At 60.9% G+C, this 26,594-nt stretch carries 24 protein-coding genes; 5 read left to right on the top strand and 19 right to left on the bottom strand.

The features are described 5' to 3' along the window. Positions 1 to 193: 193 nt before the first annotated feature. Positions 194 to 2,065: a methyl-accepting chemotaxis protein gene (locus tag I6L46_RS12025; protein WP_139460595.1), complete on the top strand. Its 1,872-nt coding sequence runs from the start codon at positions 194 to 196 to the stop codon at positions 2,063 to 2,065. Positions 2,066 to 2,305: 240 nt separating this feature from the next. Here I6L46_RS12025 and gltS read toward each other — a convergent pair whose 3' ends face one another. Next, positions 2,306 to 3,505, bottom strand: a complete 1,200-nt coding sequence (gltS, locus tag I6L46_RS12020; RefSeq protein WP_005348115.1) for a sodium/glutamate symporter — start codon at positions 3,503 to 3,505, stop codon at positions 2,306 to 2,308. 446 nt (positions 3,506 to 3,951) lie between these two features. Here gltS and ansA point away from each other — a divergent pair, with 446 nt between their 5' ends. After that, entirely contained in the window at positions 3,952 to 4,959 is a 1,008-nt protein-coding gene (ansA, locus tag I6L46_RS12015) for an asparaginase (protein WP_216975651.1), read from the top strand. A 135-nt stretch (positions 4,960 to 5,094) separates the two neighbouring features. Here ansA and I6L46_RS12010 read toward each other — a convergent pair whose 3' ends face one another. Together I6L46_RS12010 and I6L46_RS12005 are read right to left on the bottom strand one after the other, a co-directional pair. Further along, the gene (locus I6L46_RS12010; RefSeq protein WP_216975649.1) at positions 5,095 to 5,388 is read right to left on the bottom strand and encodes a YeaC family protein; all 294 of its coding nucleotides are present in this window, start codon (positions 5,386 to 5,388) and stop codon (positions 5,095 to 5,097) included. Between the two features lie 63 nt (positions 5,389 to 5,451). Further along, positions 5,452 to 6,885, bottom strand: coding sequence for a glyceraldehyde-3-phosphate dehydrogenase (locus tag I6L46_RS12005; RefSeq protein WP_216975648.1), 1,434 nt, complete (start codon positions 6,883 to 6,885; stop codon positions 5,452 to 5,454). A gap of 211 nt (positions 6,886 to 7,096) precedes the next feature. On the opposite strand from I6L46_RS12005, the gene I6L46_RS12000 reads away from it, so the two are divergent. Together I6L46_RS12000 and I6L46_RS11995 are read left to right on the top strand one after the other, a co-directional pair. Beyond that, positions 7,097 to 7,897, top strand: a complete 801-nt coding sequence (locus I6L46_RS12000) for a DUF2989 domain-containing protein (protein ID WP_005335192.1) — start codon at positions 7,097 to 7,099, stop codon at positions 7,895 to 7,897. A gap of 7 nt (positions 7,898 to 7,904) precedes the next feature. Beyond that, positions 7,905 to 8,465: an NUDIX domain-containing protein gene (locus I6L46_RS11995; protein WP_043822183.1), complete on the top strand. Its 561-nt coding sequence runs from the start codon at positions 7,905 to 7,907 to the stop codon at positions 8,463 to 8,465. A 107-nt stretch (positions 8,466 to 8,572) separates the two neighbouring features. On the opposite strand, the gene lipA is transcribed toward I6L46_RS11995, so the two are convergent. The 14 genes from lipA to leuS form a co-directional block, all read right to left on the bottom strand. Then, positions 8,573 to 9,538 (bottom strand): lipoyl synthase, encoded by a 966-nt coding sequence (lipA, locus tag I6L46_RS11990; protein WP_005335190.1) that lies wholly within the window; start codon positions 9,536 to 9,538, stop codon positions 8,573 to 8,575. Further along, positions 9,535 to 10,212, bottom strand: a complete 678-nt coding sequence (gene lipB / locus I6L46_RS11985) for a lipoyl(octanoyl) transferase LipB (protein WP_216975646.1) — start codon at positions 10,210 to 10,212, stop codon at positions 9,535 to 9,537. The genes lipA and lipB overlap by 4 nt, the downstream gene beginning before the upstream one ends. 63 nt (positions 10,213 to 10,275) lie before the next feature. Then, positions 10,276 to 10,539, bottom strand: coding sequence for a DUF493 family protein YbeD (gene ybeD, locus I6L46_RS11980; protein ID WP_216975644.1), 264 nt, complete (start codon positions 10,537 to 10,539; stop codon positions 10,276 to 10,278). 292 nt (positions 10,540 to 10,831) lie between these two features. After that, positions 10,832 to 12,028 carry a D-alanyl-D-alanine carboxypeptidase family protein gene (locus tag I6L46_RS11975; protein ID WP_005335176.1) on the bottom strand — a complete coding sequence of 399 codons (1,197 nt, stop codon included), beginning with the start codon at positions 12,026 to 12,028 and terminating at the stop codon, positions 10,832 to 10,834. Positions 12,029 to 12,214: 186 nt separating this feature from the next. After that, complete coding sequence (locus I6L46_RS11970; RefSeq protein WP_216975642.1) at positions 12,215 to 13,195, bottom strand: septal ring lytic transglycosylase RlpA family protein; 981 nt, start codon at positions 13,193 to 13,195, stop codon at positions 12,215 to 12,217. Beyond that, positions 13,137 to 14,135 carry a lytic murein transglycosylase B gene (gene mltB / locus I6L46_RS11965; protein WP_216975640.1) on the bottom strand — a complete coding sequence of 333 codons (999 nt, stop codon included), beginning with the start codon at positions 14,133 to 14,135 and terminating at the stop codon, positions 13,137 to 13,139. The genes I6L46_RS11970 and mltB overlap by 59 nt, the downstream gene beginning before the upstream one ends. Next, positions 14,135 to 15,238 (bottom strand): rod shape-determining protein RodA, encoded by a 1,104-nt coding sequence (gene rodA / locus I6L46_RS11960; protein ID WP_005335170.1) that lies wholly within the window; start codon positions 15,236 to 15,238, stop codon positions 14,135 to 14,137. The genes mltB and rodA overlap by 1 nt, the downstream gene beginning before the upstream one ends. Then, entirely contained in the window at positions 15,231 to 17,147 is a 1,917-nt protein-coding gene (gene mrdA, locus I6L46_RS11955) for a penicillin-binding protein 2 (RefSeq protein ID WP_040066816.1), read from the bottom strand. The genes rodA and mrdA overlap by 8 nt, the downstream gene beginning before the upstream one ends. Positions 17,148 to 17,250: 103 nt before the next feature. Beyond that, the gene (rlmH, locus tag I6L46_RS11950; RefSeq protein WP_005335166.1) at positions 17,251 to 17,718 is read right to left on the bottom strand and encodes a 23S rRNA (pseudouridine(1915)-N(3))-methyltransferase RlmH; all 468 of its coding nucleotides are present in this window, start codon (positions 17,716 to 17,718) and stop codon (positions 17,251 to 17,253) included. A gap of 19 nt (positions 17,719 to 17,737) precedes the next feature. Next, positions 17,738 to 18,079, bottom strand: a complete 342-nt coding sequence (rsfS, locus tag I6L46_RS11945; protein WP_005335165.1) for a ribosome silencing factor — start codon at positions 18,077 to 18,079, stop codon at positions 17,738 to 17,740. 103 nt (positions 18,080 to 18,182) lie between these two features. Further along, the gene (gene nadD, locus I6L46_RS11940; RefSeq protein WP_216975638.1) at positions 18,183 to 18,833 is read right to left on the bottom strand and encodes a nicotinate-nucleotide adenylyltransferase; all 651 of its coding nucleotides are present in this window, start codon (positions 18,831 to 18,833) and stop codon (positions 18,183 to 18,185) included. Then, complete coding sequence (gene holA / locus I6L46_RS11935) at positions 18,827 to 19,864, bottom strand: DNA polymerase III subunit delta (RefSeq protein WP_216975635.1); 1,038 nt, start codon at positions 19,862 to 19,864, stop codon at positions 18,827 to 18,829. The genes nadD and holA overlap by 7 nt, the downstream gene beginning before the upstream one ends. Further along, complete coding sequence (lptE, locus tag I6L46_RS11930) at positions 19,864 to 20,346, bottom strand: LPS assembly lipoprotein LptE (protein ID WP_005335160.1); 483 nt, start codon at positions 20,344 to 20,346, stop codon at positions 19,864 to 19,866. The genes holA and lptE overlap by 1 nt, the downstream gene beginning before the upstream one ends. A 113-nt stretch (positions 20,347 to 20,459) precedes the next feature. Beyond that, entirely contained in the window at positions 20,460 to 23,036 is a 2,577-nt protein-coding gene (gene leuS, locus I6L46_RS11925) for a leucine--tRNA ligase (protein ID WP_216975633.1), read from the bottom strand. A 145-nt stretch (positions 23,037 to 23,181) separates the two neighbouring features. Here leuS and I6L46_RS11920 point away from each other — a divergent pair, with 145 nt between their 5' ends. Continuing rightward, the gene (locus I6L46_RS11920) at positions 23,182 to 23,676 is read left to right on the top strand and encodes a zinc ribbon-containing protein (RefSeq protein WP_005335155.1); all 495 of its coding nucleotides are present in this window, start codon (positions 23,182 to 23,184) and stop codon (positions 23,674 to 23,676) included. Between the two features lie 84 nt (positions 23,677 to 23,760). Here the strand turns inward: I6L46_RS11920 and I6L46_RS11915 are convergent, their stop codons facing one another. Both I6L46_RS11915 and I6L46_RS11910 read right to left on the bottom strand, forming a co-directional pair. Then, entirely contained in the window at positions 23,761 to 25,101 is a 1,341-nt protein-coding gene (locus tag I6L46_RS11915) for a TldD/PmbA family protein (RefSeq protein ID WP_216975631.1), read from the bottom strand. Continuing rightward, complete coding sequence (locus tag I6L46_RS11910; protein ID WP_216975629.1) at positions 25,101 to 26,501, bottom strand: TldD/PmbA family protein; 1,401 nt, start codon at positions 26,499 to 26,501, stop codon at positions 25,101 to 25,103. The genes I6L46_RS11915 and I6L46_RS11910 overlap by 1 nt, the downstream gene beginning before the upstream one ends. Positions 26,502 to 26,594: the final 93 nt, after the last annotated feature.

Raw genomic sequence — 26,594 nt, 5'->3', positions numbered from 1 at the left:
ATAAACAGGGTTGCCTTGGCTTGTGCGGCTCATGCCGTCAATTTCTGGTGCACTTTTCTCCACCTCGGTAGAAAATATCGCCCGCCGACCCATTTTCAGGTTCAGTTTTGGCCATTCGGGTCGCTAATGACTACGTGTAGTGTTGTGCAATTTAGGGAAAACCCGCTCCTCACCTCAATAAGAAGAACACATGATGAAAAACCTGTCACTCAAGCAGAAGATACTGTTGTCAGTGGTGATCGCCCTTTCGTTGGTGATTTTGTTGCTCTCCTGGCAGAGCTATAGCAGCCAGAAGTCCCTGTTGCTGCAAGGCAGCCAGGAGCAGTTGCAACGGCTGGGTACCCAGCAGGCCGAACGTGTCAGCGACTGGCTCGCAGCCCGTCGCGACGTGATCCAGGCGCTCGGCAACAAGGCCGGTGCCGAACCCCTCAATGCCTTGCAACAGGCACAAGTTTCCGGCCGTTTCCAGCTCACCTATTTCGGTGAGAGCAGCGGCAAGATGAATGACTCCGATCCCTCCATCAACCGCGATGGCTACGACCCGCGCTCCCGTGGCTGGTATCAGGAGGCGATGAGCAAAGGTGGCCTGATTGTCACCAAACCCTATCTCGACGTGGCTTACAACATCATGGTGGTGACCCTGGCCCAGCCGGTTTCTGGCGGGGTAGTCGGTGGTGACCTCTCCATCGCCTCGCTGGTGGAAGACGTGACCAAGATGCAGCTGCCTGCCGACGGTTTCGCCATCATGATGCACAAGGATGGCACCATCATCGCCTACAAGGATGCCGCCAAGGCGATGAAACCGGCCAGCGAGATCGACAACGATCTGACCAATGCGCTGATCGAGCAGAGCAAGTCGAGCAAGGAGCTGGTTCCGGCCTACTTCGACAACGAAGGTCGCGACAAGCTGCTGTGGGCGGCTGATATCCCTGACACGGATTGGGAGCTGGTGCTGGTGCTGGACAAGGCCGCGCTGGAAGCGCCGCTCTCCTCCCTGCTGATGACCCAGCTGGGGATGGCGCTGCTGGTGCTGGTGGGCAGCATCCTCGCTATCTCCTGGCTGGTCAGCATGCTGCTTGGCCCGCTCACCAAGGTCTCCCAGGCGCTGGCCCGCATTGCCGATGGTAACGGCGATCTGACCCAGCGCATCAAGATCGACGCCAACGACGAAGTGGGTCAACTGGCCAACAGCTTCAACCGTTTCGTCGGCAGTCAGCATCAGTTGATCGGCAATATCCGTCAGCTGGCCAACGAGTTGAACGCCGATGCCGAGCGCAGTCTGGTGACCAACCAGGCCGCGGTGGACGAGTTGCAGCGTCAGCAGCAGGAGGTGACCATGGTCGCCACGGCGGTCACCGAGATGGCGAGCGCCACCATGGAGATCGCCGGTAACGCCGAGAACACCGCCGCCGCTGCCCAGCAATCTGCCCAGAGCAGTGAGCAGGGCAAGATGCTGGTCAACAAGACCCGCCAGTCCATCAATGGTCTGGCCGAAGAGGTGGGGCAGGCGACCGAGGTGATCGGCGAGCTGAGCCGTCACGCGCAGGCCATCACCAGCATTCTCTCCACCATTCAGGGAATTGCCGAGCAGACCAACCTGCTGGCGCTGAACGCAGCCATCGAAGCGGCTCGCGCCGGTGAGCAGGGTCGTGGTTTTGCGGTGGTCGCTGACGAGGTGCGGGTGTTGTCGCGTCGTACCCAAGACTCCACCCAGCAGATCCAGTCCACCATCGAGACCCTGCAACAGACCACCGCCCGTGCGGTAAGCCTGATGCAGACCAGTCAGGGGCTGGCGGACAACAGCGTGCAGGATGCGGATCAGGCGGTGCGCGCACTGGAAGAGATCACCAGCGCCATCTCCCTCATCTCCGACATGGCGGGTCAGATCGCCACTGCCGCCGAGGAGCAGACTCAGGTGACCGGTGAGATCACCCAGAACACCACCGCCATCAAGGATGTGAGTGACGAGATCACCGCATCTGCCATGCGCGATCTGGATCAGGCCCACAGCCTCAAAGGGCGTGCTGCTGACCTTAACCAGCAGGTGTCGACCTTTATCCTGTAAGGTGCAACTCACGGCCTATTCCGGCTGAGATAAACAAGCCCCGCCCTCTGTCGAGTGCGGGGCTTTTTGTTGTTCGGGGGAGTGCGGGATGTGGGGATTCCGGGTTTTCTGAGTTGCTCGCGGGCCACCCTGGTGGCGGATGCGAGCCCCGGCTCTGCCTGCGTCACCTAGCGAGTCGATAACAAACAAAGAGCCCACCGAAAGGTGGGCTCTGCTCATATACGTCTGACTGAAAGGGAATTACAGGAACGGCATCGCCATAAACAGCTTGATCACCATGGCGTTGATGATGTCGATAAAGAAGGCGCCCACCATGGGCACCACCAGAAACGCCAGGTGGGAGGGACCGAAGCGCTGGGTAATGGCCTGCATGTTGGCAATCGCGGTCGGGGTGGCCCCCAGGCCAAAGCCGCAGTGACCTGCCGCCAGCACGGCAGCATCGTAATTTTTGCCCATCACCCGGAAGGTGACAAAGATGGCGTAGAGCGCCATGGCCACGGTCTGGGCGGCCAGCAGAATGAAGATGGGCAGCGCCAGGCTGGCCAGATCCCACAGTTTCAGGCTCATCAGCGCCATGGCGAGGAACAGCGACAGGCTGACGTTGCCCAGCAGGGAGACCTCGCGATCGCTCACTTCATGCCAGTTCAACAGGGTCAGGACGTTGCGCAGCAGCACGCCGACAAACAGCACGCAGACGAAGATCGGCAGCTCGAAGGCGCCCCCTTTGAGGGAAGCAGAGAGCAGCTCGCCGCCCTTGAGGCTGATGGCGATCAGCGCCAGCGTCTCGATGACGCTGAAAGTGGTGAGGGGGCGCTCCATGTCGGGCATTTCGAAGCCCTGGGGGGCCTCATCCTGATTGTGCTCCTCACCGGGTACCTGCACTTTCTTCACCAGATAGCGAGCCACCGGGCCGCCAATCAGGCCGCCCAGCACCAGACCGAAGGTGGCACAGGCGATGGCGAGCTCAGCGGCGGATTGCACGCCGTACTTCTCGGAGAAGGTAGCGCTCCAGGCCGCACCGGTGCCGTGGCCGCCGGAGAGAGTGATGGAGCCGGCCAGCAGCCCCATGTGGGGATCCAGACCGAGCAGGGTCGCCAGACCGACACCCAGACTGTTTTGCACCAGCAGCAAGCCGGTGACCACCATCAGGAAGGTAACCACCGCCTTGCCGCCGCGTTTCAGGCTGGCGAGATCGGCGGAAAGACCGATGGAGGCGAAGAAGGCCAGCATCAGCGGGGTTTGCAGACTGGTATCAAATTGCAGCTCCATCTGCAGGGTGGAGCGCAGCAGCAGCAGTACCAGCGCGACCACCAGGCCGCCGGCTACCGGTTTGGGGATGTTGAAGGTACGCAGCAGCCCGACTCGGGTAACCAACACCCGGCCAAGCAGCAATACCAGAGTGGCAGCGACCAGCGTTGCGTAGGAATCAAGTTGTAACATTCAGTACTCCCATGTTGATTGGCTGTGTCTTTCATAGCAAAAGACTTACAGATTCAGCCGGGATGAAAACAGTGTGGCTTATGTGCCAGCAAAGAAGGGGAAACATCTCCCCGCCCCAGGAAAGATGGGGCTTGTGCGGGCCTGAAATGCTCAGGCATCCAGATGAGATTTTAGTAAAATCCGGCGGATTGTAGCAAAAAGCATCGTTTAATTCCATCTTTGTCGTATTAATGCTCGTTTTAGTGGTTTATTGTGACATTTAACACTATGTAGGTAGAGGGCAGAAAAGCCGAAAAGGGTGCATGGAACGGCTGTCATTTGGGGCGCCAGTCTCTATAATTCGCCGGTTTCCGCTGCACGCAGAGGCGCTGGCGGGCGTTGACATTGTGGTTCACCCCGACATGGTTCATGTTTTGGCGGTGTTCACTTCATCAAGAGGAGAGGGTGTGAAGAAGTCTATCTACATTGCCTACACAGGCGGCACCATTGGGATGCAGCGTTCCGATCACGGCTACGTGCCGATGGCGGGCTTTATGGAAGACTGTCTGGCGCGGATGCCCGAGTTTCACCGCCCCGAGATGCCGGATTACCATATCCACGAATATGCGCCCCTCATCGACTCCTCCGACATGACCCCGGCGGACTGGCAGCGTATCGCCGAGGATATTCGCGACAACTACGAGAAATACGATGGCTTCGTGATCCTGCATGGCACCGACACCATGTCGTTCACCGCCTCGGCGCTCTCCTTCATGCTGGAAGAGCTGCACAAGCCGGTCATCATCACCGGCTCCCAGATCCCGTTGGCCGAGTTGCGCTCCGATGGTCAGCAGAATCTGCTCAACGCCCTCTATATCGCGGCCAACTACCCGATCCACGAGGTGACGCTGTTCTTCAACAATCAGCTCTATCGCGGCAACCGCAGCAAGAAGGTGCACGCCGACGGCTTCCACGCCTTCGACTCCCCCAACTATCCGCCGCTGCTCAATGCCGGGATCGCCATCTCGCTGGAAGCGGGTGAGCTGGGCGTGCCCTCCGCACGGCCGCTGGTGCTGCACGACATTACCCCCCAGCCCATCGGCGTGGTAACTCTCTATCCGGGCATCTCCAGCGAGGTGATCGCCAACATCCTGCAACAGCCGGTGAAGGCGCTGATCCTGCTGTCGTTCGGGGTCGGCAATGCGCCGCAGAACCCGGCCATGCTGGCGCTGCTCTCCGAGGCCTCGGCCCGCGGCGTCATCATCGTCAACCTGAGCCAGTGCCTGCACGGCAAGGTCAACATGGGCGGCTATGCCACCGGCAATGCCCTGTCGCGGGCCGGGGTTATCTCGGGCTTTGATATGACCGCCGAAGCGGCACTCACCAAGCTGCACTTCCTGCTGAGTCAGGACTTGCCATCCCACCGCATTCGCGAGCTGATGCAGCAGTCGTTGCGTGGGGAGCTGACTCCCTGATAACCCTCGCGGTAGGGTGCAATAAGCGCAGCGCATTGCACTGGTGACGAGGGGTGATAAGTTAGGAAAAAAGAGGGGAGCCATAATGGCTCCCCTCTCTGTTGTGGCCGCTGCGAGCGGTCTGCCGGGTCAGGTTCAATGGTTAAGGTCGACCCGCACTATCTCTTCCTCGTCGCGATACTGACGCTTGAGCTCGCTCTTGCTCTTCATCACGATCTCGCCGTCACGACCTATGTTCATGTGCTCGGGATTGTCGAGATGCATCGCCTGCCAAGCCATCACCGCCTGCAGCGAGGTGGCCTTCTGCTCGTCGGTGAGGGGCTTGCCATCGGGCCACTTGCCCAGCTCGACTGCGGTCTTGAGCCGCTCGTACACCTCTTCGGGCATCTGCCCGATAGCTTGTAAAAACTCACCCTGTTGAAACGACATCCGGCCTTCTCCTTGAACTATTGAGCCATAAACTTCGGGGTCAGCCCGGCAGATCCTGGCGGGCTATGCCGGTAGATCCTGGCGGACTACGCCAGCCATCTGCTCCATCACCCGCACTACCTGACAACTGTACCCGAACTCGTTGTCATACCATACGTAGAGCACGCAGTGATCCCCCTCGGCGATGGTCGCCTGGGAGTCGACGATGCCCGCATAACGGGAACCTACCATGTCGGAGGAGACCAGCTCGGTGCTGGCGCTGAAGTCGATCTGGCGATGGAGGGCCGAGCTTAGCGCCATCTGCTGCAGATAGGCGTTGAGGCTCTCCCGATCGGTGGCCTGCTCCAGCGAAAGATTGATAATCGCCAGCGAGACGTTGGGGGTCGGCACCCGGATGGCGTTGCCGGTCAGCTTGCCCTTGAGTTCGGGCAGCGCCTTGGCCACCGCCTTGGCGGCGCCGGTGCTGGTCATCACCATATTGAGGGCCGCGCTGCGACCGCGGCGCTCGCCTTTGTGGTAGTTGTCGATGAGGTTCTGATCGTTGGTGTAGGAGTGGACCGTCTCCACGTGGCCGTGGCGGATGCCGAACCGCTCCTGCATTACCTTGAGCACCGGGGTGATGGCGTTGGTGGTACAGGAGGCGGCGGAGATGATCCTGTCATCCGGGCCTATCACCTCATGGTTGACCCCGAACACCACGTTCTTCATCTCCCCCTTGCCGGGAGCGGTCAGCAGCACCTTGCCGGCACCGCGCGCTTTCAGGTGCTCGGAGAGGCCAGCCTCGTCACGCCAGACTCCGGTGTTGTCGACGATCAGCGCATCGTGAATGCCGTAGGCGGTGTAGTCGATGTCGGCCGGGCTGTTGGCGTAGATCACCTGAATGAAGGTACCGTTGGCGATGATGGCGCTGCGCTCCGCATCCACCTCGATGGAGCCGTTGAAGGGGCCGTGCACCGAGTCGCGGCGCAGCAGGCTGGCGCGTTTCTCCAGATCCCCGTCGCGACCGCCACGTACCACGATGGCGCGCAGGCGCAGCGGATTGGCGGCGCCGGTGCGCTCGATGAGCAGGCGGGCCAGCAGGCGGCCGATACGGCCAAAGCCGTAGAGCACCACATCGGTCGGCTGCGGCATCTGGCTGCGGCCAAGGGCCGGTACCAGTCGCGCTTGCAGATAGTCCTCGATCCCCGCTTCATCCTGATGATCCTGCCAGTAGCCGACTGCCAGCTTGCCAAGGTCAACCTCGGCGGCGGTGGGTTTGAGGGCAACGATGGCCTGAAGCAGGGGGAAGCTTTGCTGGATGGGGAGGGGGGCGCCCTGGTGGCGGCGGACGACCCGGTGGGCCTTGAGGATATCGATGGTGGAGGCGTTTTGCAGCGGGCGGCCGTAGAGGGTGATCTCGACCCCTTGTTGTCGGTAGAGGCGACCAATCAAGGGCTGCATGGCTTCGGCGAGCTCCTGGCTCTCCTGCCACGCTTGCAAGTAGTGCTCGTGGGTCATTGACCAGATCCTTTATTTCACGTTGTTGGTGTAAATAGAAAATTCGTCGAATGCAGATCAGTGTAGGGGTGTATATTTCGTTATATTATTCTGCAATCGCGGCCTTATATGGCGCGCGCATTGTAATGGATATGTAACCGGTTTGCTAGCCGGAGGTGGCCCGTAAAGGCGCCAGTTGTTACCAACCCGCGTTACCAACAAGATGTGAACCATGGCCAATTTCCCCCTGCGACAGACCTTCATCATGCTTTCAGTCGGCCTTGCCGTGGCTGGCTGCAATGACGATCGGATCCACAACATCTGTGGCAATCATCCCGAGCTCTGCCAAGATCTGGTGGACGATGGCTGGTGTCGCTATGAGCGTACCGATGTGATCCGCAGTCGCTTCTATCTCAAGGAAGAGGGGACGGATCGGCGCAAGTACGAGCTGATGCGTAACCTTGAGCGCTATCTCAAGTGTGCCGAGCGCTCCACCAGCATTGAATACAAGAATGCCCGCGAGCAGAAGAGTCCACGGGTCGAGGGCATGCTGGCGGCCGGGGATCAGTTGGCCCAGCTCGATGCGGCGACCCGCAATTCACAAGATCCCTACCTGCTGCTCTGGCACTGGACCAACAACACCAACGAGCTGGCTCGCCAGCAGTTTATGGCTCTGGAAGGCACCAAGGCGCTGGATGAACCCGAGCTGCAACTGGCGCTCGGCGGTATCTACGCCAAGAGCGACCCCGAAAAGGCCATTGCCACCTTGCAGCACGGGCTCTCCCTCTATCAGGAGGGGGATAAGGTCAACAGCCGCATATTCACCTCCCTCAGCACCCTCTATATGGGCCAGAAACAGTATGGGCTGGCCTATCTGTGGGGCAAGGTGAGCGAATCGTTTCAGGATAGCCCCGAGGTCTCAGCCAAGCGTTTTGGCATCTACCACACCCTGAGCAAGACAGAGCAGGATGGCTACGATGTTCGGGCTGCCGAAATTGTCGAGCAGCTCAAGCATGGCAACTACCGGCCCTGAGGCAGTGATGACGACGCTCTCCCCGGCCAGCTGCTGGCCCAATCCGTTCGATCTCTCTTTCGTTCATGGCGAGGTACGTACCGATGGCCGCACGCTTGAGCGCCTCACGGTGCGTGCCGTGGTGCCCCGTGGCGACGAGCTGCTGCTGGTGCACTCCCGGGTCAACGGCGATCTGATGTTCCCCGGGGGCGGCATTGAAGCGGGGGAGAGCCACCATGTGGCGCTCGCTCGCGAGCTGCTGGAGGAGTGCGGTGCCGAGCTGCGGGAAGTGGGGGGCCTGCTTGGCGAGACCCGTGAATATCGCGCCGCCCGCGAGCCGGGGTTTGATGCCTACTGCATCCGCTCGCTCTACTACTTGTGCCGGATTGGCGATCAGCTGGTGGCCCCGCAGCCGCAGCCCTACGAGATCCGCCTTGGCTTCGTGCCCGGCTGGTTTGCCCTCGACGAGGCGCTGCAGACCAACAAGACCCAGCTGGCGGGGCCCTGTCCCCAGTGGACGGCGCGAGAGACCCGGGTGCTGGCCCAGCTGCAACGCTGGCATCAGCAGGGGATCTTCGACCATGGCTGATGAGTACATCAAGCCGCAACGGTCAGTGATACCAACAAAAAGAGCGCCAATGGGCGCTCTTTTTAATTGAGATGGAGGCGGTTATTTGGCCACTCTGTCGTGCGAGATCATTTGACCTCTTCGCCCTTGGCTTGCAGATCAGCATGGTAGGAGGAGCGCACGAAAGGACCGCAGGCGGCGTGGGTAAAGCCCAGCTCCATGGCGACGTCTTTCAGCTCGTCAAACTCTGCTGGCGGCACGTAGCGCTTGACCGGCAGGTGGTGGCGGCTCGGCTGCAGATACTGACCCAAGGTCAGCATGTTGACGCCGTGGGCGCGCAGATCCTTGAGTACCTCGACGATCTCTTCGTTGGTCTCGCCAAGGCCCATCATCAGGCCGGATTTGGTCGGCACGTGGGGGTGCATCTCCTTGATGCGGCGCAGCAGCTCCAGCGACCACTTGTAGTCGGCACCCGGGCGGGCGACGCGATACATGCGCGGTGCGGTTTCCAGGTTGTGGTTGAAGACGTCCGGCGGGGTCTCGCGGAACACCTCAAGGGCCTGCTCCATCCGGCCACGGAAGTCCGGGGTCAGGATCTCGATGCGGGTCTGCGGGCTGTGCTCGCGGATCTCGCGGATGCAGTCGGCGAAGTGCTGGGCACCGCCGTCGCGCAGATCGTCGCGGTCCACCGAGGTGATCACCACATACTTGAGGTTCATCTCCTTGATGGTCAGCGCCAGCTTCTTCGGCTCTTCCGGATCGAGTGCCAGCGGGCGGCCGTGGGCCACGTCGCAGAAGGGGCAGCGACGAGTGCAGATGGCGCCCATGATCATGAAGGTGGCGGTGCCGTGGTTGAAGCACTCCGCCAGATTGGGGCAGGAGGCCTCTTCACACACCGAGTGCAGCTTGTTCTTGCGCAAGGTGCTCTTGATATGTTCGATCTTCTGGCTGGAGGGGGGCAGCTTGATCCGCATCCAGTCCGGCTTGCGAAGGAGTTCTTCGTTGGGATCCGGCATGAATTTCACCGGGATCAGGGCCATCTTGTCGCCATCGCGCAGCTTGACGCCCGGCTCCATACGAACGGGTTTGCTCATGATTCACTCTCGGTGTTTGTTATTGTTTGATAGCCAATCAGGCGGGCCAGTTCGGCCACCAGAATGGATTGCGCCTCGGCCACGCTTTGCGGGCCGCCCAGGGCGCTGGTCTGGGTCATGGCCATGCCCGCATAGCCGCACGGATTGATGTGCAGGAAGGGGGTCATGTCCATGTTGATGTTGAGGGCCAGCCCGTGGAACGAGCACCCCTTGCGGATGCGCAGACCCAGCGAGGCCAGTTTTGCCTCCATGCCAAGGTCATTTTTCACATAGACCCCGGGGGCATCGGCCTTGGCATAGGCCTGGATATCGCTTTTGGCGAGGGTGTTGATGATGGCTGTCTCCAGCGCGGTCACCAGCTCGCGAACCGAGAATTTGCAGCGGCGGACATCCACCAGTACGTAGAGCACCAGCTGGCCCGGGCCGTGATAGGTCACCTGACCGCCGCGATCGCTCTGCACCACCGGGATATTGCCCGGATTGAGCAGGTGTTCGGCCTTGCCGGCCTGGCCCTGGGTGTAGACGGGATCGTGCTCGACCACCCAGAACTCGTCCGGGGTGTCGCTGGTGCGGTTGTCGGTGAAGGCTTTCATGGCGTCCCATACCGGCTGGTAGGGGCGGCGACCCAGATGTCTGACGATAAGCGTGTTCTGGGCGGGGATCCCGGATGACATGGCTTCCTCACGGCGGCTCAATGGCCAAAAACAGTCGCCCCGCAGAACGGGGCGAGAGAGACATTACAGTACGTACTTCACCAGCTCGATCTTGCCAAGGGCGGTGTACATCGCTTCGATGTGCTCCTTGCTCTGGGCAGTCACGGTCACGCGAACCGAGTGGTAGTTGCCCTTGGAGCTGGGCTGGACGGTCGGGCTGTAGGTGCCGGGGGCGTGCTGCTGCAGCACTTCAACCACCATTTCCGGCAGTGCCGGGTCGGCAACGCCGAGTACCTTGAACGGGAATTTGCAGGGAAACTCCAGCAGTTCATCAAACTTGGTATTCATTTACTCACCTTTTGCGTCATCACCGGGATGACTTCATCTTGGATGGCTAGTGGCCGATGGCCCGTGGAGGCTGCCATTTCAAGTCTATATGGGCACGACTCATAACTATATGGGCGCGGCCCGGACCGGGATCAAGGCCAGGATCGGTCAGACAAGGATGGAAGTGCTGCTTTTTACCACAAATCAGGGTAAGGCGGAACCTGCAGTTTACAGGGTTATTCACTGCCTTTGTCCGTCACAGACAGCAGCGGCGCCTGTTGGCGCCGCTGTTTGGTGAGGATTGTGCGTTGGATTACTTGAACCAGCTGGTGACCAGCAGTACCAGGTAGTCCCACAGACGGCTCATCAAGCCACCTTCCTGCACCTCTTCCAGAGCAACCAGCGGCACCTGCTTGATCTCTTTGTCGCCCTGCTTCAGGAACACGGTACCGACGCGCTGACCCTTGGCCAGCGGCGCTTTCAGTTCGCTGTCGAGCTGGAAGTCAGCCTTCAGGTTGTTGCCCTGACCGCGGGTGACCAGCACGGAGACATCTTTGTCGACGCCCAGTTTCACTTCCGGTTTGTCGCCCATCCAGATCTTCTGGGTGACCAGCTCGGTGCCTGCCTTGTACGGGGTCAGGCTCTGGAAGAAGCGGAAGCCATAGGTGAGCAGTTTTTTGCTCTCGGCGGCGCGGGAGGCTTCGCTGCTGGCGCCCAGTACCACGGCGATCAGGCGCATGCCTTCGTTGTTGGTGGCAGAGGAGACTAGGTTATAGCCGACCTGGCTGACGTGGCCGGTCTTGATGCCATCCACTTGCAGGGATTGATCCCACAGCAGGCGGTTGCGGTTGTGCTGGGTGATGCCGTTGAACACGAAGGATTTCTGGGAGTAGATCTTGTACTCCTCCGGCAGGTCGCGGATCAGCGCCTGACCCAGACGGGCCATGTCGTGAGCGGTACTGTAGTGACCTTCCGCATCCAGACCGTGCGGGTTCATGAAGTGGCTGTCGTTCATACCGAGCTTGGCGGCCCAGCTGTTCATCAGGCTGGCGAAGGAGTCGGTGCTGCCCGCCAGGAATTCGGCCATGGCGACGCAGGCGTCGTTGCCGGACTGGATGATGATGCCCTTGTTGAGATCATCGACGGAGACCTGCTTGCCCACCTCGATAAACATCTTGGAGGAGTCGGAGTAGTTCTTGGACCAGGCGTTCTGGCTGATGGTCACCATGTCGGTGCGCTTGATGTTCCCCTTCAGCAGCTCCTGGCCGATGATGTAGGAGGTCATCATCTTGGTCAGACTGGCGGGCGGCAGACGCTCTTCGGCGTTCTGCTCGGCCAGCACCTGACCTGAGTAGTAATCGATCAGAATATGAGCCTTGGCGGAGATCTCCGGCGCGGCGGGAACCACCATGGGCATGGCATTCGGGGTCGGTGTCGGCACCGGCGTATTGGCCTGGGCGGTTACGCTGATCAGTGAGGCCAGAAGAACTGAACGGGCAAATTTGGACATCTTGAAATTCCTGCGAGCCAGATGGGGATAAAATGCGGGCCTAACTATACCAGATGCGCCCGCAGGTTATAGCCCGAGATGGCGATCAGAACTGGTTTTTTATCCATCACTCCCTGTGATCACGCCATAAAACGACGTGATGACAGTGAGTAAGCGGTTAGTCACATCCGCGGCAAAAGGGGGCGATCAGGGCACGATAAAGGCCTGTTCCAGCCCGCCCTGACGTACTTTTTCCAGCACACTTGCCTGCTGGTCGGTGGCGACCGGGCCAATCAGCACCCGGAAAATGGCGCCATGGGCATCGATCCGGTAGGGCACGCCGTAACGCTGGGTCATCACCTTGCCCATCGCCTCGGCCCGATCCCGGGAGCCGCTGGCCAGTACCTGGATCATCTTGCCATCCCCACTGCTGGCAGGAGCTGCAGCCTTGGCCGGAGCTGACTTGACCGGTGCCGCTTTGGCGGGCTTGGCGGCGGGTGCCTTGACAGGAGCCGGATCGGCGGCGGGAGTGGCCATCGCCAGCGCGGTTGGTTCACCCAGGAAGCCATCTTGCGACACCGTGTTGGAGGCCGCAGCCGGAGTGGTCGGAGTCATTTCGATGGGCTTCATCGGCTCCATGATCACCATCTGATCCGGGGTGTCGCTGATCAGCTCCAGCCGTACTCGGGCCTCACCGCTGTCGACCATCTCCAGCTGCTTGGCCGCGGCGTAGGATAGGTCGATCAGGCGCGGGCTGTTGAACGGGCCGCGGTCATTGACCCGCACTATGGTCTCCAGCCCGTTGTCCAGATTGGTGACCCGCACATAGCTCGGGATGGGCAGGTTGCGGTGGGCGGCACTGAACAGCTTGCTGTCCAGCACATCGCCGTTGGCGGTCTTCTGGCCGTCCAGGTCCGGCGACAGCCAGCTGGCGGTGCCCTCTTCGCTGTAGTGTTTGATGTCGCGCCACACCTCGTGCTTCTGCTTGCCGATCCAGTAGTCCCGGTTGCCGCTGGCACTCAGGGGCTCGGGGCGCGGAATGGCGCCGGTGGCTTGCGGGATCTCGATAACGGGTGGCTTGCTGACCGGTGCTTGCGGCTCGACGGGGGCGCTCTGTTCCGGCTGGCTGCTACAGGCGGCCAACAACAAGCTCAGGCTGAGCGGGAGGAGTTTGTGACGAAGATGCATACGCTTCCTGAATGGCTTGGCTAAGTTGATACACCGCCATCGCATAGAGTGGGCTGCGATTGTAACGGGTGATCACATAAAAGTTATGCCGTGCGACCCAGTATTCCGGTCCATCGGCTTGGGCAAACGCCAGCAACTTGACCGGCGTCTGTGGGGCCAGCGGCGTGGCGAGCTCAATCCCTGCCGCCGCCAGTTCTGACCACTGTTGTGTTAACTCGGGCTCAGGCCTGAGTAGAGGTTCGACTGCCATCAACCCGATCTGGGCCGGTTCCACCACGGATTCGCCCCAGCGCCACTGGTGGCTGGCAAAATAGTTGGCCACGCTGCCGATGGCATCGACCGGGTTGGCAAACAGATCCCGCTTGCCATCCCCGTCAAAATCGACGGCATAGTGGCGATAGCTGGAGGGCATGAACTGCCCCATCCCCATGGCGCCGGCATAGGAGCCCTTGAGGGCATCGAGTTGCCACCCTTCCTCTTTGGCCAGCACCACCAGCTGGGCAAACTCCTTGGCAAAGAAGTCGCTGCGCTCCGGGTAGTGGAACCCCAGGGTGTAGAGGCTATCGAGCACCGGATGACGGCCCATCTGGCGACCGTAGAAGGTCTCGACTCCGATGATGGCCACGATGAGCGAGGCGGGCACCCGATAGGTCTGCTCCGCGCGGGCCAGCGTCTCGGCATGTTGCTGCCAGAACTGCTGGCCGTCACGGATGCGATCCGGGGTAACAAACAGCGGCCGGTAGCGATGCCAGGGTTTGGCCTCCCACGGCTTGCTGATGGTGTCGAGCACCTCCTGCCGTAACTGGGCGCGGGCGACGGCGGCCTGCAACTCCGCCAGCGGCACTTGCTGCTGTTCGGCGAGCAGGGCCAACCGATCCGGCACCACGGCGGCGGTCGCCATCGTGGTGGCGAGGGAGAGCAGCAATCCAACCCGTCTCATCAGGCGAGCAGTCTTCTATGAGTCTGGATGGACATCAGGATACCGAATCCAGCCATCAGGGTCACCATGGAGGTGCCGCCATAACTCACCAGCGGCAGGGGCACCCCTACCACCGGCAAGATGCCGCTCACCATGCCCATGTTGACGAACACATAGACGAAGAAGGTGAGGGTGATGGCGCCGCCCAGCAGTCGCTCGAAGCTGTTCTGGGCCTGCATCGAGATAAACAGGCAGCGGCTGATGACGTAGAGGTAGAGCACCAGCAGCAGGGCAACCCCCACCAGACCGAACTCCTCGCTGAATACCGCGAAGATGAAGTCGGTATGGCGCTCGGGCAGGAACTCCAGCTGGGACTGGGTCCCTTGCAGCCACCCCTTGCCGAAGACGCCGCCGGAGCCGATGGCAATCTTGGACTGGATGATGTGATAGCCGCGGCCGAGCGGGTCTTTCTCCGGGTCGAGCAGCATCAGCACCCGCTGGCGCTGGTAGTCGTGCATCAGGAAGAACCAGAGTACCGGCATAAAGGCCAGCATCAGCAGGACCGCCAAGCCGATCAGCCACCAGCTGAGCCCCGCCAGGAAGATGACGAAGAAGCCGGAGGCGGCCACCAGAATGGAGGTGCCAAGGTCAGGCTGGGCGGCGATCAGCAGGGTGGGCAGCAGCACCATGATGAGGGCGATCACCACATGGCTGAACTTGGGGGGCAGCGAGTGGCGACTGAGCCAGGCGGCCACCATGATCGGCATGGAGAGCTTCATCACCTCGGAGGGCTGGAACTTCATAAAGCCCAGATCGAGCCAGCGCTGGGCCCCCTTGCCGATGTGGCCGAATACGTCCACCGCAATCAGCATCAGCACCACCACGGCGAACAGCGGCACCGACCAGCGGGCGTAGAGGGAGGGGGGCAGCTGGGCCAGGCCGATCATCAGGGCAAAGGCGAGACCACCGCGCACCAGCTGGCGCACGATGGAGTCCATATCCTGACCGGAGGCGGAGTAGAGTACCACCATGGAGAGGGTCATCACGGCCAGCAGACCGAGCAGCAGGGGCAAGTCGATATGCAGCTTGTACCAGATGCTCTGCTGGCGGGCAGAATTACTCATTGGGAGCGACCTCACTCGGTTGGGACGGCTTTTCCGGTGCCGGTGGCAGTTGCGGATCAGGGGGCAGCAGATAGGCATCCAGCATCTGGCGAGCAACGGGGGCCGCATTGGTACTGCCACCACCGGCGTTCTCCAGAACCAGTGCCACGACTGCCTTGGGGGTTTCATAGGGGGCAAAGGCGACAAACAGGGCATTGTCACGATGCTCCACTTTCATGGTTTTGGCGTTGTAGACCTGATTCTCTTTCATGTTGACCACCTGGGCGGTGCCGGACTTGCCTGCCGCCACATAGGGGGTGTTGGCAAAAGCGCGACGGCCGGTACCCTCGTGGCCGTTGATCACTCGCCACATCCCCTCACGCGCCACCTGCCAGTAGCTGTCACTCTTGGTTTTGAGCGCCATGTTCGGGTTGATCGGTGCATCGACCACCCCCGCCTGGGAGGCGGTGCTCTTGAGCAGGTGCGGGGTCACATCGTGACCGTTCTGGGTCAGGATGCTGATCGCCTTGGCCAGCTGGATTGGCGTGGCGCTCCAGTATCCCTGACCGATACCGATGGAGATGGTGTCCCCCTGATACCAGGGCTGACGCCAGCGGGCCATTTTCCAGTCACGGGACGGCATGACCCCCTTGGTCTCTTCATAGAGGTCGACGCCACTGTACTGACCGAAGCCGAACTTGGTCATGTAGCTGTGGATCTTGTCGATGCCGACCCGATAGGCGAGATCGTAGAAATAGGTATCTGCCGAGACCTCGATGGCGCGATAGACATCGAGCCAGCCATGACCCCAGCGGCGCCAGTCGCGAAACTTCTTGGTGGTACCGGGAATAGAGAAGCTCGGGCCGCCGAAATAGCGGTAGCCCGGGGTAATGGCCCCCTCGTTGAGCCCCATTACCGACATCATGGGTTTGACCGTGGAGGCGGGGGCATAAATGCCCTGAGTGGTGCGGTTCACCAGCGGCCGCGCCGGATCGTTGAGCAGCGCCGAGTAGTTGGCGCTGGAGATGCCGGTCACGAACAGGTTGGGGTCGTAGCTCGGGCTCGACTCCATGGCGATGATGGCACCGGTTCTCGGGTCCATCATCACGATGGCGCCGCGCTGGCCGGCCAGCAGTTGCTGGGCCTTGAGCTGCATCCGGACGTCGATATTGAGGTAAATATCCTTGCCGGGAATAGGCGGCTGGAACTTGAGGGTGCGGACAATCCGGCCGCGGTTGTTCACCTCGACCTCCTGATAGCCCGCCACACCGTGCAGCTCATCCTCGTAATACTTCTCCACCCCCTGCTTGCCGATATCCTTGGTGGCCGCATAGTTGGCAAGTTTTTCTTCCTTCTCGAGGCGCTCCACGTCACGGGTATTGATCTTGGCCACATAGCCCAAAGCGTGGGTGAGAGTGTCACCAAACGGGTAGTAGCGTTTGAGGTAGGCCTCGATGCTGGCGCCCGGGTAGTTATGCTGATTGACCGAGAAGAGGGCTACCTGATATTCGGTCAGTTTCTCGTAGAGGGGGACCGGCTTGAAGCGGCGCTGGCGCTTCACTTCGGCGAGGAACTTCTCCTTGGTGCCCTCTGGCAGACCCAGCAGGGTGATCAGCTGGTCGGCGGTTTTTTCGAGATCTTTGGTCTCTTCCGGCACAATTTCCAGACTGTAGACCGGGCGGTTTTCCGCCAGCAGCACGCCGTTGGCGTCATAGATGAGGCCCCGTGGTGGCGCCACCGGTACCACGCGGATACGGTTGGAGTTGGAGCGAGTCTGGTAGGTGTCGTAGGACTCGACCTGCAGATAATAGAGATTGCCCAGCAGCACCAGCATCAGCACGACGATGCCGATGTAGGCTACCAGGGTGCGCCGGAAGAACAGATTGCCCTCGGCACTGTGATCGCGCATTTCGATGCGTTGTTTCAGCATGCCTTTACCTCAAGACCCTTGGGGGCAATAAGAGCAGGAACTGCATTGTTCACTCTCTGTGACAGGGGTGAATATGAGAGGTGAGACTCCAGAGACGCATGGCTCACTCTCTATGATACGGATGATTGGTGGTGATGCTCCAGGCCCGATAGAGGCTCTCTGCCACCAGCACCCGCACCAGCGGATGGGGCAGGGTGAGCGGTGACAGTGACCAGCTCTGTTCGGCGGCAGCCTTGCACTCGGGGGACAAGCCTTCCGGCCCGCCTACCAGCAGGGCGACATCGCGGCCATCGAGTTTCCACGCCTCCAGCTGGGTCGCCAGCTGCTCCGTGGTCCAGGGCTTGCCCGGAATGTCGAGGGTGACGATGCGCGAGCGCCCCGCAGCCGCCAGCATAGCTTCCCCTTCCTTCTGCAGGATGCGCGGAATGTCGGCATTTTTGCCCCGCTTGCCTGCGCCAATCTCGACGAGTTCAAACGGCATGTCTTTGGGGAAGCGGCGACGATACTCTTCGAAGCCATGCTCTACCCAGGCGGGCATCTTGGTGCCCACCGCAATCAACTGGATCTTCATGGTCGTTACACTTGTGCTCTTATTGCGTATTCATTTGAGCGGCACCGCTCCACAGTTTTTCCAGTTGGTAGAAGTCACGATGTTCATCCTGCATCACATGCACGATCACCGAGCCCATATCTACCAGCACCCATTCACCGCTCAGTTGCCCTTCCACGCTCAGCAGATCCAGACCCGCGTGGCGGGCCTCGCTGGCCAGATGGTGGGCAATGGCGCTGACGTGACGACTGGAGTTGCCGGAACAGATGATCATGGTGTCAGTAATGCTGGATTTGCCGCGTACATCGAGGGTGATGATGTCGCGGCCTTTCATGTCATCGATCTTGTCGATGATAAAGGCATGCAATTCTTGGCCTTGCAATGAGTCTCTCCTGTATTCCGGCGCGCAGCGTTTGCGTCAGGGCGGCGGATTATATCATGGTCACTCCCGTTTCCCATCGGGTGGGGCGGGATTACGACAGGGGCTAGCGGCGGTTGGCGCGGTAGAGCCCCTGTTGATCAATATAGTGCGCAACCGACTCGGGCAAGAGGTAGCGGGTGTCTTGCCCCGCATCCAGCAAGGCCCGCAGTCGGGTGGCTGACAGTTCGATGGGCTGGTTGTCCGCCAGCCAGATATGACCGGCCAGACGCTGATGCAGCGCGTTGGCATCTGTGGTGTGATGGCGCGCAAGCAGCTGCGCCACCTCGGCCGGATAATCCGGTTGCCAGCCCGGCCGCACGCTCACCACCAGATGGGCATGGTCGAGCAGCTCCTGCCAGCGGTGCCAGCTTGGCAGGCTCAGCAGAGAATCCATCCCCATCAGAAAACAGAGCGGCGTATCGGGCAGTTCATGACGCAGCTCGATCAGGGTATCGATGGTGTAAGAGGGCTTGTCCCGTCTCAGCTCCCGCTCATCCACCACAAAGTGGTGGTTCTCTGCCGCCGCCAGTTTGACCATGGCGAGACGCTGTTCGCTGGAGCAGAACGGATTGGCACGGTGGGGCGGGATATGGTTCGGGATCAGCCGCATCTCGGCCAGCCCGAGGGCATCGCGCGCCTCGATGGCCGGGCGCAAATGGCCGATATGGATAGGATCGAACGTGCCCCCCAGCAGGCCAATGGGCGCCTTCAGCACGGGCTGCTCTCCATCACCAGCGGCAGCGGGGTGCCATCACGAAAGCCGAGGGCAATGGTCTGCAGCATCAGCCAGGCCTGCTCGCTATCGAAGCGGCGCTGGGCATCGTCCAATTGTGCCATCAGTTGCCACAGTTGCTGCAACTTGGCAAATGGCAGTCGGGTCAGCGCTTGCTGAATGAGCTGCTGGCGGCTCTGCCAGATGCGCAGGCGGCTGAAGTGCTCCCCCAGCGGCTGGCCGTTTCGCATCGCCAGCGACAGCTCGGTCAGCTGCTCCAGCTCGCGGCAAAGGGTCCAGGCCAGCATCCCCGGCTCGGTGCCTTCGGCCCGCAGGGCGGCCAGAATGCGCTGGGCCCGGTTCACCTTGCCCTCCAGCAGGGTATCGACCAGCTGGAACGGGGTGAAGTGGGCGTGGCGGATAATGGTCTCTTGCAGATAGGTGACGCTGATGGGCTGGGGCGGCGAGAGCAGGGTCAGCTTCTCGATCTCCTGGCTGGCGGCCAGCAGGTTGCCCTCGTAGGAGTGGCACATGAAGTTGATGGCATCCGGCAGCGCCTTGAGGCCGAAACGCGCAAAGCGGGCACTCATCCAGCGGGGGAAGAACTTGGGCTCCGGATGGTTGACTGGCACATAGGTGCCAATCTGGTAGAGCTTGTCGAACCAGGCCGCCTTCATCTGGGTCTGGTTGAGGCGACCGCCACTCAGCACCAGCAGCAGGTCGGGATGAAGCTGCTTGCCAATTTCGCTGATGCGGGCAGCCAGATCCTTGTCCACCTTGGCGGGCAGCTCCAGCTCGATGATCTGGCGGGCGGAGAAGAGGCTCATGGCCTGACAGGCATCGTAGACCTGATTCCAGTCCAACCCCTGTTCCACCACGAAGGTGTGGCGCTCATCGAAACCCTGCTTGCGGGCGACCTGACGGATGGCATCGATGGCCTCCAGTCGCAACAGGGGCTCGTCGCCAAAAACGAGATAGCAGGGCCGAAGCCCTGCTTTGAGGTGGTCACCAAATTGTTCCGGGTAGATCCGCATCAGAAGCTGACCTGACTCAACTGCCGGATCACCTGATTGGCCGCCTGCTCCTGCATTTCGCGGTTGAGCTGCTCCTGCTCACGGGAGGAGGCGAGTGCGGCATCCGGCTTGTTGAGGAAGCTGCGGTTGAAGTTGATGGGGAAGACCTGAGTCGGCTTGCCCGGCACCGAAATGGTGAACTGGGTACCAAAGCCCAGCACATATTCGGTGTCCGTCCCCAGCGCATTGACCGAGGCGACCTGGCTGGTGCTGCCTACGCCGCCCAGAGTGAGCACCGGAATGCCCTCCTTGTCGGCCAGGGTCACGCCAGAGGCCTTCAGGCGGGTGGTAACCATCCGGTAGAAGTCGCTCTTGTTGTCGCCCACGACCTTCATGGTCATCAGCTCGCTCGGAATGCCGTTGCCGCGCATGTGAAAGCCGCAGCCTTGCAGCAGCAGACCAGCCAGCACGATGGCCATCCAGCGGGTGAAGATGGTGCCCATAGAAAATCCTCTTTGCATTAAGGGAAAGCGGCGGGCGCAGGGCCCGCCGTTATCATCCGTTTGCTGTCACAGATTGGCAATGATCAGTTGGTAACCAATCAGTTGGCAGCCAATTAGTTAGCGACAATATTGAGCAGCTTGCCAGGTACATAGATCACCTTGCGCACGGTCAGCCCGTCGGTGAACTTCTGCACGGAGGCATCGGCCATCGCCAGCTTCTCGACGTCGGCCTGGCTGATCTCGGCCGGCACGGTCAGTTTGCCGCGCATCTTGCCGTTGATCTGTACTACTACCAGCTTCTCGGTCTCGACCATGGCCGCTTCATCGGCCACCGGCCAGGCTGCGTGATCGATGTCGTCGCCCTTGCCCAGCATCTTCCACAGCTCGAAGCCGATGTGCGGAGTGATGGGGTAGAGCATGACTACCACAGCTTCCAGCGCTTCCTGCATCAGGGCGCGGTCCTGCTCGTCGTTGCCCAGCTTGGAGAGATTGTTCATCAGCTCCATGATGGCGGCGATGGCGGTGTTGAAGGTCTGACGGCGACCCACGTCATCACTTACCTTGGCGATGGTCTTGTGCAGTTCACGGCGTACCGCTTTCTGCTCGTTGGTGAGAGCCGCCACATCCAGTGCGGCAACGGCGCCACCGGAGACGTGCTCGAAGGTGGTGCGCCACAGGCGACGCAGGAAGCGCTGGGCACCCTCTACGCCGGAGTCGGACCACTCCAGTGTCATCTCTGCCGGGGAGGCGAACATCATGAACAGACGGACGGTATCGGCGCCGTAACGCTCGACCATCAGCTGCGGGTCGATGCCGTTGTTCTTGGACTTGGACATCTTGGTCATGCCGGAGTGCATTACCTCACGGCCTTCGTTGTCGATGGCCTTGGTGATGCGACCCTTCTCGTCACGCTCTACCTTGACGTCGGTCGGGCTGACCCAGACGTTGCCGCCTTTCTCGTCTTTGTAGTAGAAGGCGTCGGCCAGCACCATGCCCTGGCAGAGCAGGCGCTTGAACGGCTCGTCGCTGTTGACCAGACCCGCGTCACGCAGCAGCTTGTGGAAGAAGCGGGCATAGAGCAGGTGCATACAGGCGTGTTCGATACCGCCGATGTACTGATCCACTGGCAGCCAGTGGTTGGCAGCCGCCGGATCCAGCATGCCCTTGTCGTAGTCCGGGGAGCAGTAGCGCGCGTAGTACCAAGAGGACTCCATGAAGGTGTCGAAGGTATCGGTTTCGCGGAATGCTTCCTGACCGTTGTAAGTGGTCTTGGCCCACTCGGCGTCGGCCTTGATCGGGCTCTGGATACCATCCATCACCACATCTTCCGGCAGCAGTACCGGCAGCTGGTCTTCCGGCGTCGGCACCACGGTACCGTCAGCCAGAGTCAGCATCGGGATGGGGGCACCCCAGTAGCGCTGACGGGAGACACCCCAGTCGCGCAGACGGAAGTTGACGGTGCGCTTGCCCTTGCCCAGTGTTTCCAGCTTGTTGGCGATGGCATCAAAGGCGCCCTGGAAGTCGAGACCGTCAAACTCGCCGGAGTTGAACAGCACGCCCTTCTCGGTGTAAGCGGCTTCGCTCACGTCGACGTCACCATCAACCGGCTTGATGACCGCCTTGATGTCGAGGCCATATTTGGTGGCGAATTCGAAGTCACGCTGATCGTGGGCCGGAACCGCCATCACGGCGCCGGTGCCATAGTTCATCAGCACGAAGTTGGCGACCCAGACCGGTACCTTGCGGCCATCCAGCGGGTGAATGGCGTAGAGGCCGGTGGCCATGCCCTTCTTCTCCATGGTGGCCAGTTCGGCTTCGGCTACCTTGGTGTTCTTGCACTCTTCGATAAAGGCGGCCAGTTCCGGATTGTTTTCGGCGGCCTGCAGGGCCAGCGGGTGGCCAGCGGCGATACCGACATAGGTGACGCCCATGAAGGTGTCCGGACGGGTGGTGTAGACCTCCAGCTGCTCAGCCTGACCCTCGATGGCGAAGCTGATGTTGACCCCTTCGGAGCGGCCAATCCAGTTGCGCTGCATGGTCTTGACCATCTCCGGCCAGCCTTCCAGATTGTCGATATCGTTCAGCAGCTCTTCGGCGTAGTCGGTGATCTTGATGAACCACTGGGGGATCTCTTTTTGCTCCACCGGGGTGTCACAGCGCCAGCAGCAGTTGTCGACCACCTGCTCGTTGGCCAGCACTGTCATGTCGTTCGGGCACCAGTTGACGGAGGAGGTCTTCTTGTAGACCAGACCCTTCTCGTAGAGCTTGGTGAAGAACCACTGCTCCCAGCGGTAGTAATCCGGTTTGCAGGTGGCGACTTCACGATCCCAGTCATAACCCAGACCCAGCATCTTCAGCTGGTTCTTCATGTATTCGATGTTTTCGTAGGTCCAGGGCGCCGGTGCGGTATTGTTTTTGATCGCGGCGTTCTCGGCCGGCAGACCGAATGCATCCCAACCTATGGGTTGCAGCACGTTCTTGCCATTGAGGCGTTGATAACGGGAGATCACATCACCTATGGTGTAGTTACGAACGTGCCCCATGTGTAGTCGACCAGACGGATAGGGGAACATGGACAGGCAGTAGAACTTCTCCTTGTCTACCTTCTCCACGGCCTTGAAGGTTTTCTTGGCATCCCAGTGCTTTTGCACTGCTGGTTCGATTGATTGGGGAACGTATTGCTCTTGCATTGGTGACATCCGGATCTGTGAAATGAATAGATAAATCAGCTGGGAAATCGCAATAGAATACCCATATCCTGCGGCGGCAACAACCGCCAGCGTCCCTTGGGCCTTAAGCCGGGCCAGATCAGGGTTTAGTAGAGGAGTTAGAGCCATGGACAAACGTCAAAAAGGGTACGAAGCCTTCATTGCCGAGCTGCAAAAACAGTGGCAAGAGACCGAAGAGTTCCAGGGGGAGCGCCTCAACCGGATGATTGCCAAGGTGCAGGCCTATCTGGAGGCAGCAAGTGACCTCACTCAGGACGAACTGGCGCTCATCGCCGAGTACGTGAAGCGGGATCTGGGCAACTATGACGAGGGGCGCCATGACGATAGTGCGCAGGTGGAAGAGTCTGCCTTTATGCTGGCTCTCAAAGACACTGCCTGGTCCTGGCTGGCGGATGTGACCGACCGTGCCCAGGTGGAGTGGCGCGAGCTGGCTGACGAGCTGGAGCACAAGGGTGTTTACGAAGCGGGTGACTGGGTGGGGCTCGGGGTCATGGTGTGTGACCAGTGTGGCTGGCGCCATACCGTGCTGCACCCACAACAGCTCGACACCTGCCCCGAATGCGGCTGCGCCGAGTATCACCGCGAGCCGCTCTCGCCCTGAGTCATGCCATCAATGTGGACGAGATAACGAGAAAAAAGGCGCCATCAGGCGCCTTTTTCTTACTTGCAGGTTTCGTTGGGGCGTTTACTTGCCCGCGACGGAGAGGCCGCCAAAACGGATCTGCGGGGCGTAGAAGCCCTTGCCATCGTTGTGGTGCAGGGTGTCACCGACCGCTTCCAGCTCGCCCAGCAGGCGGTAGAAGTTGCCTGCTACCGTGATGCCGCGCACCGGCTGCAGTCGCACCCCATCGCGGCAGAGGAAACCCGACGCGCCAAAGGAGAAGTCGCCGCTCACCGCATCGGCACCCGAATGCAGGCCATCCAGCTTGACCAGCTCCAGATAGTCGCCGCTCTGCACCTCCGCTTCGCTGTGGGGGCCCGCGCCAAACACCAGATGGCGAGCGGTCACATCGAGGGCGCTGCGGGCACCGCGAGCGGCCGAGCCGTTGCTGGCGACGCCAAAGTGGCGGGCAGTAGCGCTGTTGTGGAGCAGGGTCTTCAGCTCCCCTTCGCCAATCAGCAGCAGATCCGAGCTGGCCGCCCCCTCGCCATCAAACGCCTTGATGTTCATGCCGCCCGGCATATAGACCCGGCTCTCCAGAGTGAGCCAGCGTGACGCCACGCTTTGGCCGACCTTGCTGCGCCACGGGTTGATCCCCTGCTGGGCCCACTTGCCCGACAGCACTCCCTGAAAGCAGCCAAACAGGCTGGCGAAGCAGTTGGTGCTGAAGATGACGCTGTAGCGGCCGCTCGGCACCGCTTCACCGGGCAGCAGACCATCGGCGATGGCGTAGATCTGCTCGATCAGGGCCTGACTGTCTAGCTCGTCGAAGCGACGGCCATACTGCCCCTGCGAGTGCATCGACTGGCGGCCATCCCGTTCCACCAGCGCCGAGGTGTAGCAGCCGACGCTGAATTCGCCGTGCTGGCAGAGGGTGCCCTGACTGTTGGCGAGCCAGAGCTGGCTCTCCCCTTCAAAGAAGCTGTTGTAGGGGGCGCCGCTCACATCGGGCATGGCTAGCATGTCTGATTCGAGGCGCAGGGCCAGGGCGATCTTCTCCTCAACCGGCGTGGTATCGGGCTGGTTGATTTCGGCGCAATCTGTGGTGATCCGGCTATTGGCCACCGAGATGCGCTGATCCGGGTCAACCTTGGCAAAGCGGCTGGCATCGAGCGCATCTTGCAGCATGGCATCCAGCGCCAGCTCATCGAGGGATTCCGAGTAGGCGATGCCGACTCGGCCCTCTTTGATCAGGCGAATACCGAGTTGCTGGCTGCTGGTGACCTTGTATTCACCCAGCTCGCCCTTGTCTGCCTTGAGGGAGAAGGCTCTCTCCTGATTGGCGATGATGTCTGCCTCGGCACTGAGGTCGGCCACTTTATCCAGCAGGCGGGTGAGCAGTTGGTTCATGTCGAGTTGGCTCATCAGGCGTTCCCTCCCACCAGAATATTGTCCACTTTCAGCGCCGGCTGGCCCACCGAAGTGGGGACCGAGCCCGAGACTGAGCCGCACATACCGGCGGCCAGCGCCAGATTGCGGCCCACCATGGAGATCTCTTTCAGCACCTGCGGGCCGGTACCGATCAGGGTGGCTGATTTGAGCGGTCTGGTGATTTTGCCGTGCTCGATGAGGTAGGCCTCCTGCACATTGAAGTTGAATTCACCGGTGCCGGGCTGTACCGAGCCGCCCCCCATCTTCTTGGCATAGATGCCGTGCTCTACCGTGGCCAGCATATCGTCGAGGCTATGGTTGCCCGGTTCGATATAGGTGTTGCGCATGCGCGAGGTGGGGGCGTACTTGTAGGATTCGCGCCGCCCGGAGCCGGTGCGTGCGTAACCGGTCTTGAGGGCGCCCATTCTGTCCACCAGAAAGCCGGTCAGTACCCCGTCCTTGATGAGCTGGGTATGCTGGGTCGCCATCCCCTCGTCATCGACGTTGATGGAGCCCCAGGCGTTGCTCTGCAAGCCTTCATCCACCGCATTGACCACCGGATTGGCGATAAGCTGGCCCATCTTGTCGTGGAACACCGAGGCCTTCTTGGCCACCGAGGTGGTCTCCAGCAGGTGGCCGCACGCTTCGTGGAAGATGACGCCGCCAAAGCCGTTCTCCATGATGACAGGCAGGGTGCCGCTCGGGCAGGGAGCCGCGCCCAGTTTCACCAGCGCCTGACGGGTGGCGGTGAGGGCCAGCTCGCGCGGATCGATGCGATCGGCATGCTCCCAGCCCATCAGGGCGCCGGGGGCCTCGTAACCGACGCTCTGCTCGCTCCCTTCCATGGCGATGGTCTGGGCCATGATGCGGTTGTAGTGGCGGCGATCGGCGACTTGCACCCCTTCGCTGTTGAAGATCTCCACCTCCTGCTCCCAGCCCAGCACGTTGCCGGAGAACTGACTCACCTTGTCGCTCTCGGCGCGGGCCACCGCATCCATGGCGTGCAGATAGGCGATCTTCTGCTCCAGCAGCTTGTCGGCCGACAGGGGCAGGGCGACCGGGTTGCGGTCGGTCAGGCGGGTGAAATCGAAGGCGGTGGCGGTCACCACCGGGTCGCGGCGGTCTTTGGCCGCCAGCAGGGTGACGATGCGCAGCAGCTCGTCGCGGCTGGCTTGGTTGGTGTAGCCGTAGAGCACCTTATGGCCGTAACAGAGGCGCACGCCGATGCCGAAATCGAGGCCGCCGCTGATGTTCTCTATCTGGCTGGAGAGCAGGCTGAGCTGGCTGCGGCGCTTGCGCTCCACAAACAGCTCGGCAAAATCGGCACCCAGCGCCAGCGCGTGATCGAGCACGTCACGGGCGATGGCGGGGGCCAACAGGGAGAATGGGGTCATAGAATATCCTTTTCTGGTCTGTCCGTTTGCTTCCGACATCCGGCTCTGATTGTTATGGGATGTCGAGTCCATTGTTGCAGACCAGCACAAAAA

It is taken from the genome of Aeromonas sp. FDAARGOS 1416, from assembly GCF_019048085.1.
Taxonomy (GTDB): Bacteria; Pseudomonadota; Gammaproteobacteria; order Enterobacterales; family Aeromonadaceae; genus Aeromonas; species Aeromonas veronii.
This window is presented reverse-complemented; position numbering and strand designations above follow the sequence as displayed.

What these genes read in the sequence shown, in the direction of transcription:
- I6L46_RS12025 (WP_139460595.1), top strand. Translation starts at nt 194, where the DNA reads ATGAAAAACCTGTCACTCAAGCAGAAGATACTGTTGTCAGTGGTGATC.
- gltS (WP_005348115.1), bottom strand. Translation starts at nt 3,505, where the DNA reads ATGTTACAACTTGATTCCTACGCAACGCTGGTCGCTGCCACTCTGGTA.
- I6L46_RS12010 (WP_216975649.1), bottom strand. Translation starts at nt 5,388, where the DNA reads ATGTCGTTTCAACAGGGTGAGTTTTTACAAGCTATCGGGCAGATGCCC.
- I6L46_RS12005 (WP_216975648.1), bottom strand. Translation starts at nt 6,885, where the DNA reads ATGACCCACGAGCACTACTTGCAAGCGTGGCAGGAGAGCCAGGAGCTC.
- I6L46_RS12000 (WP_005335192.1), top strand. Translation starts at nt 7,097, where the DNA reads ATGGCCAATTTCCCCCTGCGACAGACCTTCATCATGCTTTCAGTCGGC.
- I6L46_RS11995 (WP_043822183.1), top strand. Translation starts at nt 7,905, where the DNA reads ATGACGACGCTCTCCCCGGCCAGCTGCTGGCCCAATCCGTTCGATCTC.
- lipA (WP_005335190.1), bottom strand. Translation starts at nt 9,538, where the DNA reads ATGAGCAAACCCGTTCGTATGGAGCCGGGCGTCAAGCTGCGCGATGGC.
- lipB (WP_216975646.1), bottom strand. Translation starts at nt 10,212, where the DNA reads ATGTCATCCGGGATCCCCGCCCAGAACACGCTTATCGTCAGACATCTG.
- ybeD (WP_216975644.1), bottom strand. Translation starts at nt 10,539, where the DNA reads ATGAATACCAAGTTTGATGAACTGCTGGAGTTTCCCTGCAAATTCCCG.
- I6L46_RS11975 (WP_005335176.1), bottom strand. Translation starts at nt 12,028, where the DNA reads ATGTCCAAATTTGCCCGTTCAGTTCTTCTGGCCTCACTGATCAGCGTA.
- I6L46_RS11970 (WP_216975642.1), bottom strand. Translation starts at nt 13,195, where the DNA reads ATGCATCTTCGTCACAAACTCCTCCCGCTCAGCCTGAGCTTGTTGTTG.
- mltB (WP_216975640.1), bottom strand. Translation starts at nt 14,135, where the DNA reads ATGAGACGGGTTGGATTGCTGCTCTCCCTCGCCACCACGATGGCGACC.
- rodA (WP_005335170.1), bottom strand. Translation starts at nt 15,238, where the DNA reads ATGAGTAATTCTGCCCGCCAGCAGAGCATCTGGTACAAGCTGCATATC.
- mrdA (WP_040066816.1), bottom strand. Translation starts at nt 17,147, where the DNA reads ATGCTGAAACAACGCATCGAAATGCGCGATCACAGTGCCGAGGGCAAT.
- rlmH (WP_005335166.1), bottom strand. Translation starts at nt 17,718, where the DNA reads ATGAAGATCCAGTTGATTGCGGTGGGCACCAAGATGCCCGCCTGGGTA.
- holA (WP_216975635.1), bottom strand. Translation starts at nt 19,864, where the DNA reads ATGCGGATCTACCCGGAACAATTTGGTGACCACCTCAAAGCAGGGCTT.
- lptE (WP_005335160.1), bottom strand. Translation starts at nt 20,346, where the DNA reads ATGGGCACCATCTTCACCCGCTGGATGGCCATCGTGCTGGCTGGTCTG.
- leuS (WP_216975633.1), bottom strand. Translation starts at nt 23,036, where the DNA reads ATGCAAGAGCAATACGTTCCCCAATCAATCGAACCAGCAGTGCAAAAG.
- I6L46_RS11920 (WP_005335155.1), top strand. Translation starts at nt 23,182, where the DNA reads ATGGACAAACGTCAAAAAGGGTACGAAGCCTTCATTGCCGAGCTGCAA.
- I6L46_RS11915 (WP_216975631.1), bottom strand. Translation starts at nt 25,101, where the DNA reads ATGAGCCAACTCGACATGAACCAACTGCTCACCCGCCTGCTGGATAAA.
- I6L46_RS11910 (WP_216975629.1), bottom strand. Translation starts at nt 26,501, where the DNA reads ATGACCCCATTCTCCCTGTTGGCCCCCGCCATCGCCCGTGACGTGCTC.